Origin of the sequence: Paraconexibacter algicola, assembly GCF_003044185.1 — a bacterium.
Lineage (GTDB): Bacteria > Actinomycetota > Thermoleophilia > Solirubrobacterales > Solirubrobacteraceae > Paraconexibacter > Paraconexibacter algicola.
This window is the reverse complement of sequence record NZ_PYYB01000001.1, coordinates 1,946,738-1,964,295: the sequence shown is the minus strand read 5'-3', so window position 1 is coordinate 1,964,295 and position 17,558 is coordinate 1,946,738. Positions and strand designations below refer to the sequence as shown.

The following is a 17,558-nucleotide window of genomic DNA, read 5'->3' as shown; positions in this document are numbered from 1 at the left end:
CTTCGGTCCCCGCCCAACCGTCGCGGCCGTACGCTGGAGCGATGTCGTCGGAGCTCGCCGCGATCGCCGCCGTCCTGGCCGACCCGACCCGCACGCGGATCCTGGAGGAGCTGCTCGGCGGGGTCCCGCTTCCCGCGGGGGCGCTGGCGACCCGCGTCGGCGTGGCGCCCTCGACCGTCAGCGGGCACCTGACCCGGCTCGTCGACGCCGGCCTCGTGACGGTGACGCCGGTCGGCCGGCGTCGGGAGGTCGCGCTCGCGGGCCCGCGGGTCGCGGAGGCGCTCGAGGCGCTCGGCCGGCTGGCACCGGCCCCGCGGCCGATCGGGCTGCGGGCGGTCACCAGGGCGCAGGCGCTGCGCCACGCGCGCTCCTGCTACGACCACCTCGCCGGCGAGGTCGGGGTGCGGGTGACCGACGCGCTGGTCGCCTGCGCCGCGCTGCGCGCGGACGACGGGGGCTTTGCGGTCCCCGCGGGCGCGCAGGCGGCCTACGCCGCGCTCGGGGTGGATCTCGACGCGGTCCGCGCGACCGCCGCCTCGCGTCCGCTCGCGCGCGCCTGCGCGGACTGGACGGAGCGCCGCCCGCACCTCGCGGGCGCGCTCGGCGCGGCGCTGCTGGACGCGGCGCTCGCCCAGGACTGGGTCCGGCGCCGTCCGGACGGCCGCGCGCTCACGGTCACCGCCGCGGGCGCCGCGGCGCTCAGCGCCCTGGAGCGCCGCTCTCGAAGCGCCGCAGCCGCAGCGAGTTCGAGACCACGAGCACGCTCGAGGCCGCCATCGCCGCGCCCGCGAGCACGGGGTTGAGGAACCCGGCCGCCGCCACCGGGATCAACGCGACGTTGTAGGCGAACGCCCAGAACAGGTTCGTCCTGATGGTCCCGAGCGTCCGCCGTGACAGGCGGATCGCGTCCGCGGCGCCGCGCAGGTCGCCGGAGACGAGCGTCAGGTCCGACGCCTCGATCGCGACGTCCGTGCCGGTCCCGATCGCCAGGCCGAGATCGGCCTGGGCGAGCGCGGGCGCGTCGTTGACGCCGTCGCCGACCATCGCGACGACGCGGCCCTCCCCCTGCAGGCGCCGGATGACCGCGGCCTTGTCGGCGGGAAGGACCTCGGCGACGACCTCGTCGATCCCGACGGCCGCGGCCACCGCCTCCGCGGTCGGACGGTTGTCCCCGGTGAGCAGCACGGGCCGCAGGCCGAGCGCCCGCAGGCGCCGGACCGCCTCAGCGGAGGTGTCCTTCGGCGTGTCCGCGACGACGAGCGCTCCCCGCAGCGCCCCGTCCCAGACGACGCGCACGACGGTCCGCCCGCCGTGCTGCAGCGCCGCGAGGTGCAGCGGCTCGTCGGCCGGCGGGGCGGTCCCGGGCGCGAGGCGACCGACCTCCACCCGCACGCCGTCGACGCGACCGACGACCCCGACGCCCTCCCGGTTGGCGAACTCCTGCACCGCCGGCAGCGTGCCGAGCTCCGCGCGCGCGGCGGCCGCGATCGCGCGCGCGATCGGGTGCTCGGAGGCGTCCTCCACCGCGCCCGCACGGCGCAGCAGCTCCTCCCGCGAGGTGCCGGGGACCGGGACGACGTCCAGGAGGGCCATGCGGCCGGTGGTGACGGTGCCGGTCTTGTCGAGGACGATCGTGTCGACCCGGCGGGTCGACTCGAGCACCTCCGGCCCCTTGATCAGCAGGCCGAGCTGGGCGCCGCGACCGGTGCCGACCAGCAGCGCCGTCGGCGTCGCGAGGCCGAGCGCGCACGGGCAGGCGATGATCAGCACCGCGACCGCGGCGGTGAACGCGAACGCGGCGCTCTCCCCGGCGCCCAGCCAGAACCCGAGCGTGGCCGTGGCGACGAGGAGGACGACGGGGACGAACACGCCGGAGATGCGGTCGGCGAGCCGCTGGACCGGTGCCTTGCCGGACTGGGCGTCGGTGACGAGCCGGGCGATCTGCGCGAGCGCCGTGTCGGCGCCCACGCGGGTGGCGCGCACGACGAGCCGGCCGCCGACGTTCACCGACGCGCCGACGAGGGCGTCGCCCGGATGCTTCTCCACCGGCACGGACTCCCCCGTGAGCAGCGACTCGTCGACCGCGCTCGTGCCCTCCTCGAGCTCCCCGTCGGTGGCGACGCGCTCCCCGGGCCGCACGACGAACCGCTGCCCGACGCGCAGCTCCGCGACCGGGACCCGGTGCTCGACGCCGTCGTCCCCGAGCACGGCGACGTCCTTGGCGCCGAGCTCCAGCAGCGCGGCGAGCGCACTGCCGGCGCGGCGCTTGGCGCGCGCCTCGAAGAAGCGGCCGGCGAGCAGGAAGGTGACGACGACGGCCGCCACCTCGAAGTACACGTGGTCCAGCGAGGCGGAGCGGTCGGGGACGAGGTCGAAGCCCATCGTCATGCCGGTGACGCCGGCGTCCCCGGCGTAGAGGGCGACGACCGACCAGGTCCAGGCGGCGAGGGTGCCGACGCTCACCAGGGTGTCCATGGTCGCGGTCGCCTGGCGCAGGTTCAGCCACGCGGCGCGGTGGAACGGCCAGCCGCCCCACAGCACCACCGGGGTCGCGAGGTTCCAGGCCAGCCACTGCCAGTCGTCGAACTGCAGTGCGGGCACCATCGACAGCACGAGGACGGGCAGCGCGAGCGCCGCGCTGACGACCAGCCGCGTGCGCAGGGCGCGCGTCGGGTCGTCGGTCTCGGCGGGCGGGTCCTGCTCGGAGGAGGAGGTCGGCAGCGCGGCGTCGTACCCGGCGGCGCGGATCGTGGCCACCAGGTCCTCCGGGCCGACGGTCGCGTCCTCGTAGGTGACGGCGGCCCGCTCGGTGGCGTAGTTCACCGACGCGCTGACCCCGTCGAGCTTGTTGAGCTTGCGCTCGATGCGGTTCGCGCACGCGGCGCACGTCATGCCGGTGATCGGCAGCTCCAGCCGGCTCATCCGGGCACCACCTCGGTGAAGGCGGCGGTGTGCACGCGCCCGTCGAGCCGGAACTCGACCCAGCTGCGGTAGGTCCCCGGCCCGGGGAGCTCGACGCCGAACGCGAGCCGGTCACCGGCCGGGTGCGTGTGGAGGTACGCGAGGTCGCCGGCCCGGAGGGTGACGAGGTGGCCGCGGGCGCCGAGGTGGTCCTCGAGCTCGCCGGTCACGACGCGCCCGTCGCGCAGCACGTCGAACGCGACGGAGCCGGCGGGACCGGGGCGGCGACGGACCTGCAGCCCGTCCCCGGCGTCGGCGAGCGTCGCCGGGCGCGCGACGGGCCGCGGCGTGAAGGTCCCCGGGAGCTGGACGTCGGTGCCCAGCGTCCGCTGCACCCCGTCGATCGTCGTGTCCGCGTAGAGGCGGTAGGTGCCGGCGGCGGGGAGCGCCAGCCGGATGCTCCAGGTGCCGTCGGCGCCCATCACCGGGTGGACGTGGCGGAAGTGCTGGAGGTCCCGGCGGACGACGACGAGGTGCAGCCGCCGCGCGTGCGCGACGTCGAAGCGCCGGACGGCACGCCCGTCGGGTCCGAGGATCCGCAGGCGCAGCGGTGCGGTGACCCCGACCGTGCGCGGTGCCGCGTCGAGGACCAGGCGGTAGCCGTCCTGCTCGGCGGTGAGTCCGGGCGGCGCGGCGGCCTGCCCGGTGCCGTCGGCGTGGCCGGCCGTCCCGTGGTCGGGGCCCGCGTCCGCTCCGTGGTCCGTCGCGTCGGGCGCGCCGCCGGCGCCGTGCGCGTCGGCGGACGCGCCGCCGTGCGTCCCGTCGGTGTCGTGCGGCGTCGCGGTCGCGCCGTGCGCGGTCCCGGTGGTGTCGGACGCACCGTCCGGGTCGACGAGCCCGCCCGCCAGCGCGGCCGCGGCGAAGACGGCGGCGAGCAGCAGCGCGAACGCGCTCAGGCGGGCGGCGACGGACACGATCAGGCGACCGCGTACCCGGCCTCGTCGATCGCCGCGCGGACGGCGGCGTCCTGCGCCTCGCCCACCACGACGACCCGGCCGGTGTCGAGGTCGACGCGGACCTCGGTGACGCCCGGGACCTCGGAGACCTCCTCCTGCACGCTGGCGACGCAGTGCTGGCAGGTCATGCCGGTGACGGTGTAGGTCGTCTCGCTCATGCCTCGACCATAGCACACCCCCGGGGGGTATCCGCTACGCTGCGTCCATGGCCGAGCCGACGACCCGGGGGTACACCGCGACGAAGGACCAGCTGCGCACGCGCCTGCGCCGGATCGAGGGCCAGGTCCGCGGGATCCAGGGGATGGTCGACGACGACCGCTACTGCATCGACGTGCTCACGCAGATCAGCGCCGTCCAGGCGGCCCTCGACAAGGTCGCGCTGGGCCTGATGGACGAGCACGCCCGCCACTGCGTCCTGCACGCCCCCGACGAGCTGCGCGCGGAGCGCACCGACGAGCTGATGGCCGCCGTGGCGCGGCTCATGCGGCGCGGCTGACGCGGCGGCTCAGCGCCCGCGAACCGCGGCGCGCCGGTCGAGCCGGCGGATCGCGCGGCCGACGTCCAGGGCGCCCGTGCGGATCTCGTCGCGCAGCGCCGTCGTGCGGCGGGCGCCGTTGAGCAGCGCGGCGCGCAGCGTGACGACCGGCGTGCCCGGATGGCGCGCCAGCAGGAGCGCCGCAGCCCCGGAGACCAGGGGCGCGGCGGCGCTCGTGCCGCTGAACCGCGTCGCGCGCCCACCCGGCGCCAGCGCGGGCACGTCCAGCCCCGGCGCCGCGAGATCGACCCCCGGTCCGAAGGCGCTCAGGTCCACGAGGTAGCCGTCACGGTCGGTCGCGCCGACCGTGACCATGTCGGGCGTCCGGTAGGCCGCCGGGTAGAGCGGGGCGTCGCGCAGATCGCGGCCGTGGTTCCCGGCGGCGACGACGAGCAGGACCCCGCGCGCGGCCGCCTCGCCGACCGCGGCGGCGACCTCCGGGTCGTCGTCGGGCGTCGTGACGCTGAGGTTGATGATCTGCGCCCCCTCGGCCAGGGCGTAGCGGATGCCCGCCGCCACCGTGCCCGTGGAGCCCTTCGAGCGCTCGCCCAGGACCTTCACGACCATGACGCGCGCGACGCCGGACGCGAGACCGCTGCGGCCCCGCCAGCGCGGCCGGCCCGCCACGATCCCGGCCACCGCGGTGCCGTGCCCGGACTGGTCCAGCGGCGGCTGCGTGTCGTCGAGGAGGTTGACGCCGTGCACGTCGTCGACGTGGCCGTTGCCGTCGTCGTCGACGCCGTTGCCCGCGGTCTCCCCGGGGTTCGTCCACAGCGCACCGGCGAGGGCCGGGTGCGCGAGATCGGCACCGCTGTCCACGACCGCCACCGTGACCGTGCGCGCGGCGGTCGCGGCCGGCACCGCGATCCGGGACTGGACGCCGACGGCCCGCTGCAGCCAGCCGAGGCCCGGGACCGCCGCCGACGCGGCGGCCGGCGCGCCGAGCAGCGCGACGACCGCGAGGGCGAGGAGCAGGGCCTGGGGACGGGCGCGGCGCACGGCCCGTCCATCGGCGGGCGGGCGCGGATCTGCGCGGCGCTGTCAACGGACCTGGACGGATGTCCGGGCCCGGACGCGGACCGGCCCCGCACACCTCGTGGGCGTACGGGGTCGGTCGCGGTCAGGCGGTGCGGCGGGCTGCTAGCCGCGCAGGCGCACGGTGCGGCGGAACGTCTGCCGGTTGCCGCTGGTGTCGATCACCGCGACGGTGACCATCACCTCGGTCGTGCGGCGCTTGCGGGCCAGCGCGACGCGGTCGGCGCCGAGCGGGACCTTCACGAACCCGACCTGGCGGCGGTTGAGCTGGAACTCGCTGGTCCCGAACGTCACGCGCTCGTTGCCGGAGCGGCCGAACCGCAGCTTGTTCGTCGAGCGGATCTTCACGGTGCCCGAGCAGGTGCGGGTCGCGAACGGCCGGCAGTAGATCCGGACCTTCACGATCTTCGAGCCCTTGGCCTTCGACCGCGGAACGGCGAGGTTCGTGGAGTCGATGCGCAGGAGCTGCTTGGACGTCGGCAGCGAGGCGCCGTCGACCGAGGCGCCGGTCGCGCCCGTCGCACCGGCCGGACCCTGCGGGCCGGCGGGGCCCGCGGGACCGGCCGGCCCGGCCGCCCCGTTGGCGCCGTTGGTGCCGTTCGTGCCGTTCGCCCCGGCGGGGCCGGCGGGGCCGGGGGCCCCGGTCTCACCCGTCGGGCCCTGCGGGCCGGTCGCACCCGTCGGGCCGCTCGGACCCGTCGGACCGGTGGGGCCGTCCGGACCCGTCGGGCCGGTCGGACCGCTCGGGCCCGTGGGGCCGCTCGGACCGGTCGGGCCGCTCGGACCCGTCGGGCCGCTCGGACCGGTGGGACCGCTCGGACCGGTGGGCCCGGTCGGGCCGCTCGGACCGGTCGGGCCGCTCGGACCCGTCGGGCCGGCGGGACCGTCGGTGACCGCGAGGCCGACGTTGTCGAAGTAGGCGCTGACGCTGCCGCCGAGGATCTGCAGCAGCTGCGAGGTCAGGCGCGTCGTGATCTCCAGGCGGTAGCTCGTGCCCGGCTGCAGCAGCCCGGTCGGCACCGCCGCGGTGCGCTTGACGAACGCGCTGTCGGCGTTGTCGAGCGCCTCCTCCAGCAGCACCGTGCGGGCGCCGTTGGACTGGTTGACGAGGACGACCCGGTAGCCGGCGGTGCCGCCGAGGTCCAGCAGCGCCTGGATGTCGGCGCGGCGATCGAGCTGCAGGACGCCGGAGCCGCCGGTCTCGGCGACCGTGAACGACGGCGACGTCACGACGCTCGTGCCCGTCGCGACCCCGAGGAGCCCGAGCAGCGTCGTGTAGCGGACCTGCAGCGAGCCCGCCGGGTTGCCGACGCCGGCGGCGTGGAGGTTGTCCACGTCGCACAGCAGCGACGGCAGCACGAGCAGGACGCACGAGGTGCTCGTGTCCTGCCAGCCCTCGAGGCCACTGGTGAAGCTGCTCCCGCCGGCGGGATAGGTGGTGGTGGCGGCCTGTGCCGGCGCCGCCATGGCGGCGGCGATCGCCGCGGTCGACCCGAGCGCACCGAGCGTGGCGCGCGTGTTCTTGAACGTCATGTTCCCCCTTGCATCTGCCCTGCGGGGGACCCGTTCCCCCGCCACGTCGGTCACACCGTAGTGGCAACGTGACGAGATTGCACGACCCGTTGAACGTCCGTTCAACGGGCCATCGATGGGCCGTTTTGCGGCCGATCAGCGGTTGCCGAAGATGTTCAGCAGCGCGAGGAAGATGTTCACGATCGAGACGAAGATCCCCGTGGCGAGCATCACGGCGTCGTCCTCGGTGCCGTGCTTGCGCAGGTAGTTGAAGTCGACCACGATCAGCAGCGCGCTGACGGCCCCGATCGCGATCGAGATCAGCGGGTTGCCCCCGCCGCCCGCGAGCATCAGCAGCAGCGACACGATCACGAGGCCGAAGACGAGGAAGCTCAGCGGCCGCATCCACGACTTCAGGTCCTTCGACAGCGCGAAGCCCAGCGAGCCCGTGCCCGCGACGACGAGCGCCGTCGCCCCGGCGGCCTGCGTCAGCGGCGCCGGATCGACCTCGGCGAAGTAGCCGATGACCGGGCCGAGCCCGAGCCCGATGAGCAGCGCGGTCGCGAACAGCCAGCCCATCGCGAGCGGCCCGACGCGGAAGCGCTCCCCGCCGAAGGAGGAGACCAGCAGCATGCCGAAGCCGGCGAACGAGCAGATCCGGGCGGCGCCGACCTCGAGCTCGCGACCCAGGAAGGTGCCGAGCACGGCGAAGCCGAGCGCGACCGCGACGAGGAACATCACCTGCCCGAGCAGCTGGGCCGTCGAGATCTCGACGCGCGAGCGGCCGAAGCTCGACTCGGCGGGGTACGTGAATCCGGAGCGCTGGTCGTCCATGGTGCGCCGATGGTACCCCGGCGCGGGGCGCCCGACGCCTACCGCAGACGATCGATGAGCTGCGAGGCGAGCCGCCGCGGTCGCTGTGCCGCGAGCGCGGCGCCGTGCCGCGCGAGATCGCGCGCCGTCTTCAGCCGCAGCTCCGCCTCCGACGGCTCGAAGCGCCGCCGGATCCGCTCGCGCAGCTCCGCGAACAGGCGCTGGTAGTCGTCCTCCCCGATCAGCGGCCGCTCGAACGCGGGCAGCGTGCCCTCCCAGAACAGCCCGAGCAGGTGGTCCTCGAGCTCCATCCGCGCGCGCCAGCGGTCGTTGACCCGCAGCGTCCAGTCGTGGTGGATCGAGTGCGGCTTGTGCGTGAACCGGAGCGCCCCGTCGACGACGTCGCAGAGCCAGCGGTGGTGCTCGTGGCCGAGCCAGGGACCGTTGCCCTCGACGTTGAAGATCAGCTCCGCCTCGATCGTGGGGACCTCGACGTAGCCGGCCTTCGCGACACGGCTCAGCTCGTGGCAGACCCAGATCGGGTCGCGGATGTCCTCCAGCGTCGTGACGCAGATCGCGAAGTCGAACTGGTCGTCCGCGTACGGCCACGGCCGGTGGTCGCAGATGTCCCGGACCGTCCACGTCCGGCGCGTGAAGCGCTCGCCGCGCGGGCCGTAGCTGCCCATCGCCCCGCGCGTCTCGTAGGGCATCAGGTCGAGCACGTGCGTGGCGCGGTTGAACGGGGCGGCCCAGCCGCCGACGTCGAGCAGGGTCGCGCCGTCGGGGAGCGTGTCGAGGATGCGCTGGGTGGCGGAGGGCAGCACGGGGCCGGACCCTACCGCGGCACCGCGGGCGGGCGTACGATCCGGCGCGTGTCCGTCGCTCCCGAGCGTCCCGCCCCGGCCGCCTTCGCCCTGCCGGCGGCCCGGTGGGGCCAGCGCGCGGGCGCGCTGCTGCTGGACCTCCTCGTCCAGCTGCTGCTGGTCGTCGCCGTCGCGGTGGTCGTCGGGTTCGTCACCGACTGGGGCGAGTACCGCTACGAGGACACGGACGCCACCGCCACCGCGCCGTACTGGGCGGCGTGGGCGATCGGCGTCGGGATCGCGAGCGCCTTCCTGTACCCGTGGCTGCTGCTGGGCCTGACGCGGGGCCGCACGCCGGGCCGTCGCATCGTCGGCATCCGCGTCGTGCGCAACGACGGCCGGCCCGTGGGTCTCGGCACCGCGTTCCTGCGCGAGGCCCTGGCGAAGGGCGCGCTGGGGCTCTTCACGGTGCCGCTGCTCCTCAGCTTCCTGTGGCCCCTGTGGGACCCCCACCAGCGCGCCATCCACGACCTCGTCTGCTCGACCCGCGTCGTGCTCGACGGCGAGGACGAGGTCGACGCCTTCGGCGGCGACCGCCTCGCCGCGCCGGTCCCGGGCAGCCTGCTGCCACCCCCACCGCCCGCCCCGGGCCGTCCGGCCGGCCACGGCGAGCGCGAGGACCTCGCCGGCCGCATCGGGCTCGACGGCTGAGCGGCCCCCCGCGGCGCCGTCGCGTGTGACAGCCTGCGCGCCGTGCCCGCCCTGCCCGTCCTGAACCGCGACGCCGTGCTGGCCGCCGTCAGCGCCGCGGACGCGATCCACCACACCCGCGAGGCGTTCCTGCGCCACCACGCCGGCGCGTGGACGATGCCGTCGAAGGTCTACCTGCCGTCCCCGCCGTACGGGGACTTCCGCGCGATGCCCGCGCTCGGCGGGGACCTCGCGATGCTCAAGTGGATCTCGTCGTTCCCGGGCAACCCGGACCGCGCCGAGCCGCTGCCGACCGTGATGGGCCTCGTCTGCGTGTCGGACGCGCGCACGAGCGAGCCGCTGCTGCTGCTCGACGCCGGGGCGGTCACCGCGCTGCGCACGGGCGCCGTCGCGGCCGTCGCCACGCGGGCGCTCGCGCGGCCCGAGGCGGCGACGGTCGCGATCATCGGCTGCGGGCTGCACGGCGCGTGGGCGGCGCGGTGCCTGGTCGCCGACGGGTACGGCGGCGGGGGCGGGAACGTGCTGGTCGACCCGCGCGCGGACGTGGCGGCGGCGCTCGCCGACGAGCTCGGCGCCGACCGCTGGACGGTCGGCAGCACCGCGGACGCGCTGCGCTGCGACGTGCTCTGCTGCGTCACGCCCGGGCACGAGATCGTGCTCGACGTCGGCAACCTGCGACCGGGCCTGCACCTGAACATGCTCGGGGCCGACGGCCCCGGCAAGGCGGAGATGAGCATCGGCGCGGTCGCCTCGTGCGCGCTGTTCTGCGACGAGTGGGCGCAGGCGTCGCACGGCGGCGAGCTCACCGGGGCCGTCGAGGCGGGCATGGTCACCCGCGAGCAGGTCACCGACCTCGGCGCGGTCCTCACGGGCGAGGCGCCCGGACGACGCGGACCGGAGGCGGTGACGCTGTTCGACTCCACGGGCCTGGCGATCCAGGACCTCGCGATCGCCGCGGCCGCACTCGACGCCCTGCGCGCGGGCCGGGTGTCGGCGCAGACGATCGAGCTCTGAGAGGCGGCGGGCGCCCGGCCCTCAGCCCGTCGGCCGCACGGCGCCGCGCGCCACGCGCACCGTGAGCGCGCCGACGAGCGCGCGGTCGCCGGTCGTGCGCCGCACGCGGACGGTGTAGCGCCCGTCGGGCACGCGGCGCCCGTCGGCGCGGCGGCCGTCCCAGCGCACCGCGGTCGCGCCGCGCAGCGTCCGCACCAGCCCGCCGCGCGCGGAGGCGCCGCGGCGCACCGTGGCCCGGAACGGGCCGGCGGCGTCCCGGACGGCGATCCGCAAGGCGCGGCCCTCGCGGCGGACGACGAGCCGGGGCCGGACGGCGGGGGCCGGAGCGGGCGACGCGACCGGCGCGGGCTCGACGATCCGCGTGACGTTCGTGAACGTGCCGCGGCCGGAGATCCCGGTGCCGCGCAGGGTCGTGCCGCCGAACAGCCGCGACAGCGGCGAGCCGGGGGCGAACGTCACGGTGCCGGAGGCGACCGATCCCTCGTGGACCTGCTCGATGTCGTTGCGGGTCAGCACGAGGCCCTTCGGTCCGAGCCCCCAGATCCGGGTGACGATGGTGACGCCGGGCAGCGGCGGCGTTCCGGGGGTGAGGTCGGCGGTCATCGTGTACGGCGAGAACGCCCACGGGATCCGGGCGTCGATGCGCGTCCCGAGCGGCCCGGAGCGGTCGAAGGCGATGTCGACGAGGTCGGAGCGGAAGCCGACGTCGACCTTGCGGCGCGAGAGCTCGGGATCGGTGTCGAGCTGCGAGATCGCGTAGATGTCCTGGGTGATCGTGCCGCCGGGGTCGTCGAGCGGGACGGGCGTGCGGATCACCACCGCGGCCTCGGCGATCCGGTAGGCGGGACGGCGGACCCCGTCGATCGTCCCCTCGGGGCAGGTGGCGAGCTCGACGAACCCCTCGGGCTCCTCGCCGGCGAAGGCGAAGCGCTCGGGCACGAGCTCACGCGCGGCGACCGGGTCGATCGGCAGCGTGATCGCGAGGTTGCGGCAGTCGGTGCCGGTGTTCGTGAACACGACGGGCGCCTCGGCGGCGGCCGCGCCGGGCGCGAGCACGCCGAGGGCGGCGAGGACGGGGACGGGCAGGCGACGGGGTCGGAGCACGCGGCGACCCTCGCACATCCGACACTCCGGTTTCCAGTCGTCGGCGCCCGGGGCGGTGCCGATCGCGCGCGCATGGCAGGATGCACGCATGGCGCGAGTCGAGATCACCAGCCCCGCGACCGAGCACGAGGCCGCGGCGGTCGTCGCGGCCGTGGAGCAGTTCCTGCGCGACAACGCCCCGCCCGCCGCCCCGGCCCCCGTCGGCCTGCCCGGCTGGCAGCGCGCGGCGCTGCTCGAGGGCGTCGGCCTGCCCGCCGGCGCCGACCATCCCTGGCTGCGCTGACCCCGCGATTCCCCACATTGTCCGTGGGGAATGTCCAGCATTCATGCCGGTTTCCTAATTCCTGAAGTGCGATCGGGTTTTGCTACATTGGCCCGATGGAGCCTTCTTCGGTCCCCACGGACACCGCTGCCGACGCCGCCGGTCGCGGCTCGCTCAAGGACCCCGAGCGCCTCGACGTCCCGGGCCACATCATCCCGATCATCGAGCGCGAGTTCGACGACTTCGACACCGAGGCCACGAAGTTCCTCGACGGGCACACGCCCGAGCCGGAGTTCATCGGCTTCCGTCTGAAGCAGGGCGTCTACGGGCAGCGCCAGCCCGACGTGAACATGTGCCGGATCAAGCTGCCCTTCGGCGGCGTGACGCCCGACCAGATGGACACCGTCGCGAACGTCGTCGAGAAGTACGCGCCGCTGAACAAGGCGCACATCACCACGCGGCAGAACATCCAGATCCACCACGTGCCGCTGATGAAGATGGCCGCGCTGATCCGCGAGATCTCGCCGTCCGGCCTCTCCTCCCGCGAGGGCTGCGGCAACACCGTGCGCAACGTCACCGGCGACCCGTGGGCCGGCATCGCCGAGGGCGAGGTCTTCGACACCACCCCGTACGTCGGCGCCTACGTCCGCTACTTCGTGCGCCACCCCACGACGCAGCTGATGCCGCGCAAGATCAAGACCGCGTTCGACGGCACGCCGTCGGAGGACCGCTCGATCACCGGCATCCACGACATCGCGTTCCTCGCCAAGATCAAGGACGGCGTCAAGGGCTTCGAGATCCGCGTCGGCGGCGGCACCTCGATCATGCCGCGCGTCGCGCCCACGCTGTGGGAGTTCGCGTCGGCCGACGACGGCGAGTACCTGAAGGTCGCCGAGGCCGTCTTCCGGATCTTCGACGCCCAGGACTGGCTGCGCGTCAACCGCGCCCGCGCGCGGATCAAGGTGCTCGTCGACCGCGACGGCGCCGAGGCGGTCACGCAGATGATCAAGGACGAGCTCGAGGGCGACTGGGTCGCCCAGCGCGACTTCTCGATCGACGAGAAGTACTTCAACGTCGACGAGGCCACGCTCGCGCCCCAGGCCGATCCCGCCCGCGAGTACGCGCAGCCGACCGACGCCGACCGCGCCGCCTTCGAGGCGTGGCGCGAGTACAACGTGCAGGCCCAGAAGCAGGAGGGCTACAGCGCCGTCGAGGTGAAGATCACCCGCGGCGACCTCGACCCCGCCCAGTGGCGCGGCCTCGCGCAGGTCATGCGCGACTACTCCGGCGGCCTCGCCCGCACGACCGTGCAGCAGAACCTGCTGCTGCGCTGGGTCCGCGACGAGTCCGTCTACGAGGTCTGGACCAAGCTCGTCGAGCTCGGCGTCGGCGACAAGGGCGTCCGCACGATCGAGGACGTCGTCTCCTGCCCCGGCACCGACTCCTGCAAGCTCGGCATCACGAGCTCCATGGGCCTCAACAAGGCCGTGCACGAGAAGGTCGTCGAGATGGGGATCACCGACCCGCTCACCCGCGACATCAAGATCAAGATGTCCGGCTGCCCCAACGGCTGCAGCCAGCACCACATCGCCAACATCGGCTTCTACGGCGCCTCGATCAAGGCCGGGGAGCACACGATCCCCGCGACGATCCCGCACGTCGGCGGCACCTACGAGCAGGGCCAGGTCGCCTACGGCAAGCGGCTCAAGGTCCGCATCCCGTCCAAGCGCGTCCCCGACGCCGTCGAGCGTTGGGTGCGCATGTACGAGGCCGAGCGCCACGACGGCGAGGCGTTCAACGCCTACGCCGACCGCGTCGGCACGAAGCGCTTCGAGGACGAGATCCGCGACCTCGCGATGCCCGTCGAGTTCGGCCTCGACACCATGAACATGTTCATGGACTGGACCAAGAACGTGCCGTTCCAGGTCGTCCGGGGCGAGGGCGAGTGCGCGGTCTGACGCAGGACACCACGCGGGTCCTGCAGGAGGCCGTCGAGCGTCACGCCGACGGCCGCCTGGTCCTGCTCACCTCCTTCCAGAAGGAGGAGTCGGTGATCGTCGACGAGCTCGCGCGCCTCGACGCGCTCGACGCCGTGCGCTTCGTCACCATCGACACCGGCGTGCTCTTCCCCGAGACGCTGACCACCTGGAAGGCGTTCGAGGACCGCTGGGGCATCACCGTGCACGTCGAGGACGCCTCGGCGCCCGAGGGCACGCCCGCCTGGACGGGCCCCGAGCACTGCTGCGGCGCGCAGAAGGTCGCCGCGCTCGAGCGCGCCCTCGCCGGCGCCGACGCTTGGATCACCGGCATCCGCCGCGAGCAGGCGCCGACCCGCGCCGACGCGGAGCTCGTCGAGGCCGACGAGAAGCGCGGCGGCATCCCCAAGTACAACCCGCTCGCGCACTGGACCGACAAGGACCTGTGGACGCGGATCATGGACCGGGGCATCCCGTACCACCCGCTCCACGACCAGGACTACGCGTCGATCGGCTGCGCGCCGTGCACGAAGCCCGGCTCCGGCCGCGAGGGCCGCTGGGCCGGCACCGACAAGACGGAGTGCGGCCTCCACGTCTGAGGACGTGGCCGCCCCGCCCATGCTCGGCATCGATCCCGTCATCGTCGTCTTCGGTCTCGGCGTGGGCATCCTCGTCGGCCTGACCGGCATCGGCGGCGGCTCGCTGATGACCCCGCTGCTCGTCCTCTTCGCGGGCATCAACCCCGTCGTCGCGATCGGCACCGACCTCGCGTACGGGGCGGTCACGAAGACCGTCGGCGGCTGGAAGCACTGGCGGTCGGGCACCGTCGACCTCGGCGTGTCGAAGTGGCTGGCGGTCGGGTCGGTCCCCGGCTCGATCCTCGGGGTCCTCGTCGTCGAGGAGCTGCACGCCCGCTACGGCGACGGCTTCGACGACGTGCTGCTCGCCGGGATCGCGGTCGCCCTGGTGATCGTCGCGATCACGATCCTCGGCCGTGCGCTGTTCATGCCGAAGCTCGCCGAGCGCGAGCGCGAGACCGTCGAGCTCACGCAGCGCGTGAAGTCCGGGGCCGCCGGCCTGGGCTTCGTGCTCGGCTTCATCGTCGGCCTGACCTCGGTCGGCTCCGGCGCGCTCATCGGCCTCGCGCTGATCCTCATCTTCCGCCTGACGCCGCACCGCGTCGTCGGCACCGACGTCTTCCACGCCGCGATCCTGCTCTGGAGCGCCGGCATCGCCCACTGGATCGGCGGCAACGTCGACTTCGGGCTCATGGGCACGATCCTGCTCGGCTCGCTGCCGGGCGTCTGGATCGGCACCGCGCTGCTGCCGCGCGTCCCGGCCGCCGGCCTGCGGCCCGCGCTCGGCTGCGTGCTCCTGGCCAGCGCGCTCGGCGTCGCCACGAAGGCCGGCCTGGACCTGCCCGCGTGGGGCATCGTCGGTCCCCCGCTCCTCGTCGGCGCCGCCGCGTACGCGCTGCAGCGCCACCGCTCCTCGTCCGCACCCCGCCCCTCATCGGAGGTCGCACCCGCATGACACCGCCCGTCGACGCCCGCAACCGCGAGCTCACCCACCTGCAGGCCCTCGAGGCCGAGGCGATCCACGTGATGCGCGAGGTCGCCGCCGAGTTCGAGAACCCGGTGCTGCTGTTCAGCGGCGGCAAGGACTCGATCGTGCTGCTGCGCCTCGCCGAGAAGGCGTTCCGGCCCGCGCCGATCCCGTTCCCGGTCATGCACGTCGACACCGGGCACAACTTCCCGGAGGTCATGGAGTTCCGGGACCGCCGCGTGGAGGAGCTCGGCGTCCGGCTCGTCGTCGCGTCCGTGCAGGAGGCGATCGACAAGGGCCGCGTCACCGAGGAGACCGGCCCGCGCGCGTCCCGCAACCGGCTGCAGACGACGGCGCTGCTCGACGCGATCGCCGAGCACGGGTTCGACGCCGCGTTCGGCGGTGCCCGCCGCGACGAGGAGCGCGCCCGCGCGAAGGAGCGCATCTTCAGCTTCCGCGACGACTTCGGCGGCTGGGACCCCAAGCGCCAGCGCCCCGAGCTCTGGAACCTCTACAACGGCCGCATCCGCCGCGGCGAGAACGTCCGCGTCTTCCCGATCAGCAACTGGACCGAGCTGGACGTCTGGGAGTACATCGCCCAGGAGAACCTCGAGATCCCGTCGATCTACTTCGCGCACGAGCGCGAGGTCTTCGCCCGTGACGGCATGCTCTACGCGGTCAGCGACTTCGTCGAGCTGATGGACGGCGAGACCCCGTTCGTGGAGTCCGTGCGCTACCGGACCGTCGGCGACATGAGCTGCACCGGCGCCGTGCGCTCGACCGCGAGCGAGCTCGAGGCCGTCGTCGCGGAGATCGCCTCCACCCGGGTGACCGAGCGCGGCGAGACGCGCGCCGACGACAAGGTGTCCGAGGCCGCGATGGAAGACCGCAAGATCGCCGGCTACTTCTAGACCGAGACCGAGACCGCCGTGATGACCGCCCCTCCCCCCTCCCAGACCGACCTCGCGAACGCCGGCCTCCTGCGCCTGGCGACCGCCGGCTCCGTCGACGACGGCAAGTCCACCCTGATCGGGCGGCTGCTCTACGACTCCAAGGCGGTGCTCGCCGACCAGCTCGAGCACGTCGAGGAGGTGTCGCGCAAGCGCGGCTCCGACGTGCCGGACCTGTCGCTGCTGACCGACGGCCTGCGCGCAGAGCGCGAGCAGGGGATCACGATCGACGTCGCCTACCGGTACTTCGCCACGGCGCGCCGCACGTTCATCCTCGCCGACACGCCCGGGCACGTGCAGTACACGCGCAACATGGTCACGGGCGCGTCGACGGCCGACCTCGCGATCGTGCTGATCGACGCGCGCAAGGGCGTCATCGAGCAGACGAAGCGCCACGCGTACCTGAGCGCGCTGCTCGGCATCCCGCACCTCGTCGTCGCCGTGAACAAGATGGACCTCGTCGAGTGGCGCGAGGAGGTCTTCGACGGCATCGTGCGCGACTTCACCGAGCTCGCCTCGCGGCTGCACGGGGTGCGCGAGACGACGTTCATCCCGATCAGCGCGCTGCTCGGCGACAACGTCGTCGACCGCTCCGAGCGCACCGACTGGTACACGGGCCCGCCGCTGCTCGAGCACCTCGAGACGGTGTCGCTCGACGAGGACCGCAACCTCGCCGACGCGCGCTTTCCCGTGCAGTGGGTGATCCGCGACGGCGGCAGCGACTACCGCGGCTACGCGGGTCAGGTCGCCTCCGGCGTGTTCCGGGCCGGCGACGAGGTGACGATCCTGCCGTCGGGTGCCACGACGACGATCGCCGCGGTCGAGACCTACGACGGGCCGCTGGACGAGGCGTTCGCCGGCATGTCCGTGACGATCCGCCTCGCCGAGGAGCGCGACGTGTCGCGCGGCGACATGATCGTGCACTCCTCCTCGCTGCCCACGGTGGCGCGGACGCTCGAGGCCGACGTCTGCTGGATGGGCGAGCAGCCGCTGCGTCCCGGTGCCCGCCTGGCGATCAAGCACACGACCGCGTCCGCGCGGGTCATCGTCGACGCGATCGAATCGGTCGTCGACGTCGAGACGCTCGAGTCGCGCGGCGCGGCCGCGGCGGATCCGGACGACGAGTTCGCCGACGTGCCGCAGCTGGAGCTCGCGCTCAACGACATCGGCCGCGTCCGCCTGCGCGTCTCGCGCGAGCTCGCGGTCGACCCCTACGCCGTCAACCGCGCGACCGGCGCGTTCATCCTCATCGACGAGGGCACGAACGACACCGTCGCCGCGGGCATGATCGCCTGAGGCGGCCGCCGCGCGGGCGCGCGGGCGGGCGGCGCGGCGCGGCGCGGCGCGGCGAGGCCACGCGCCCCCGAGTGAACGGGCGCGC

18 protein-coding genes are annotated in these 17,558 nt (G+C 74.4%); 10 read left to right on the top strand and 8 right to left on the bottom strand.

Annotated features, from left to right (window positions below):
* Positions 1–41 precede the first annotated feature (41 nt).
* Positions 42–803 (top strand): ArsR/SmtB family transcription factor, encoded by a 762-nt coding sequence (locus tag C7Y72_RS09290; protein ID WP_107568473.1) that lies wholly within the window; start codon positions 42–44, stop codon positions 801–803.
* Here C7Y72_RS09290 and C7Y72_RS09285 read toward each other — a convergent pair.
* The 3 genes from C7Y72_RS09285 to C7Y72_RS09275 are packed head-to-tail and all read right to left on the bottom strand — an operon-like array spanning position 700 to position 4,075.
* Positions 700–2,922 (bottom strand): heavy metal translocating P-type ATPase, encoded by a 2,223-nt coding sequence (locus tag C7Y72_RS09285; protein ID WP_107568472.1) that lies wholly within the window; start codon positions 2,920–2,922, stop codon positions 700–702. The two genes, C7Y72_RS09290 and C7Y72_RS09285, sit on opposite strands and share 104 nt — an antisense overlap.
* Entirely contained in the window at positions 2,919–3,875 is a 957-nt protein-coding gene (locus C7Y72_RS09280) for a DUF8832 domain-containing protein (RefSeq protein ID WP_107568471.1), read from the bottom strand. The genes C7Y72_RS09285 and C7Y72_RS09280 overlap by 4 nt, the downstream gene beginning before the upstream one ends.
* 2 nt (positions 3,876–3,877) lie before the next feature.
* On the bottom strand, positions 3,878–4,075 hold the full coding sequence (locus tag C7Y72_RS09275; RefSeq protein WP_107568470.1) for a heavy-metal-associated domain-containing protein: 198 nt from the start codon (positions 4,073–4,075) through the stop codon (positions 3,878–3,880).
* 47 nt (positions 4,076–4,122) lie between these two features.
* On the opposite strand from C7Y72_RS09275, the gene C7Y72_RS09270 reads away from it, so the two are divergent.
* Entirely contained in the window at positions 4,123–4,413 is a 291-nt protein-coding gene (locus tag C7Y72_RS09270) for a metal-sensitive transcriptional regulator (protein WP_107568469.1), read from the top strand.
* Positions 4,414–4,422: 9 nt separating this feature from the next.
* Here the strand turns inward: C7Y72_RS09270 and C7Y72_RS09265 are convergent, their stop codons facing one another.
* From C7Y72_RS09265 to C7Y72_RS09250, 4 genes are all read right to left on the bottom strand, one after another.
* A complete protein-coding gene (locus C7Y72_RS09265) occupies positions 4,423–5,451 on the bottom strand; it encodes a S8 family serine peptidase (RefSeq protein WP_107568468.1) in 1,029 nt (342 codons plus the stop codon).
* Between the two features lie 141 nt (positions 5,452–5,592).
* Complete coding sequence (locus C7Y72_RS09260) at positions 5,593–7,020, bottom strand: collagen-like domain-containing protein (RefSeq protein WP_199223894.1); 1,428 nt, start codon at positions 7,018–7,020, stop codon at positions 5,593–5,595.
* A gap of 135 nt (positions 7,021–7,155) precedes the next feature.
* Positions 7,156–7,833, bottom strand: coding sequence for a Bax inhibitor-1/YccA family protein (locus C7Y72_RS09255; protein ID WP_107568467.1), 678 nt, complete (start codon positions 7,831–7,833; stop codon positions 7,156–7,158).
* A gap of 38 nt (positions 7,834–7,871) precedes the next feature.
* Positions 7,872–8,636 carry a class I SAM-dependent methyltransferase gene (locus tag C7Y72_RS09250; RefSeq protein WP_146175307.1) on the bottom strand — a complete coding sequence of 255 codons (765 nt, stop codon included), beginning with the start codon at positions 8,634–8,636 and terminating at the stop codon, positions 7,872–7,874.
* Between the two features lie 48 nt (positions 8,637–8,684).
* Between C7Y72_RS09250 and C7Y72_RS09245 the strand changes: the two genes are divergently transcribed.
* Positions 8,685–9,326: an RDD family protein gene (locus tag C7Y72_RS09245; protein ID WP_158276748.1), complete on the top strand. Its 642-nt coding sequence runs from the start codon at positions 8,685–8,687 to the stop codon at positions 9,324–9,326.
* Positions 9,327–9,368: 42 nt separating this feature from the next.
* Positions 9,369–10,340, top strand: a complete 972-nt coding sequence (locus tag C7Y72_RS09240) for an ornithine cyclodeaminase family protein (RefSeq protein ID WP_158276747.1) — start codon at positions 9,369–9,371, stop codon at positions 10,338–10,340.
* Positions 10,341–10,361: 21 nt separating this feature from the next.
* Here C7Y72_RS09240 and C7Y72_RS09235 read toward each other — a convergent pair whose 3' ends face one another.
* Positions 10,362–11,444: a FlgD immunoglobulin-like domain containing protein gene (locus C7Y72_RS09235; protein ID WP_107568463.1), complete on the bottom strand. Its 1,083-nt coding sequence runs from the start codon at positions 11,442–11,444 to the stop codon at positions 10,362–10,364.
* Between the two features lie 88 nt (positions 11,445–11,532).
* Here C7Y72_RS09235 and C7Y72_RS09230 point away from each other — a divergent pair, with 88 nt between their 5' ends.
* From C7Y72_RS09230 to C7Y72_RS09205, 6 genes are all read left to right on the top strand, one after another.
* Positions 11,533–11,727: a hypothetical protein gene (locus C7Y72_RS09230; protein WP_107568462.1), complete on the top strand. Its 195-nt coding sequence runs from the start codon at positions 11,533–11,535 to the stop codon at positions 11,725–11,727.
* A 95-nt stretch (positions 11,728–11,822) separates the two neighbouring features.
* On the top strand, positions 11,823–13,664 hold the full coding sequence (locus C7Y72_RS09225) for a nitrite/sulfite reductase (protein ID WP_107568461.1): 1,842 nt from the start codon (positions 11,823–11,825) through the stop codon (positions 13,662–13,664).
* Positions 13,652–14,281: a phosphoadenylyl-sulfate reductase gene (locus C7Y72_RS09220; RefSeq protein WP_158276746.1), complete on the top strand. Its 630-nt coding sequence runs from the start codon at positions 13,652–13,654 to the stop codon at positions 14,279–14,281. Before C7Y72_RS09225 ends, C7Y72_RS09220 begins: the two co-directional genes overlap by 13 nt.
* A 4-nt stretch (positions 14,282–14,285) precedes the next feature.
* Positions 14,286–15,215, top strand: a complete 930-nt coding sequence (locus C7Y72_RS09215) for a sulfite exporter TauE/SafE family protein (protein ID WP_233243783.1) — start codon at positions 14,286–14,288, stop codon at positions 15,213–15,215.
* Positions 15,212–16,138 carry a sulfate adenylyltransferase subunit CysD gene (gene cysD, locus C7Y72_RS09210; protein ID WP_107568459.1) on the top strand — a complete coding sequence of 309 codons (927 nt, stop codon included), beginning with the start codon at positions 15,212–15,214 and terminating at the stop codon, positions 16,136–16,138. The genes C7Y72_RS09215 and cysD overlap by 4 nt, the downstream gene beginning before the upstream one ends.
* Before the next feature lie 21 nt (positions 16,139–16,159).
* Positions 16,160–17,473 (top strand): sulfate adenylyltransferase subunit 1, encoded by a 1,314-nt coding sequence (locus C7Y72_RS09205; RefSeq protein WP_107569728.1) that lies wholly within the window; start codon positions 16,160–16,162, stop codon positions 17,471–17,473.
* Positions 17,474–17,558 lie beyond the last annotated feature (85 nt).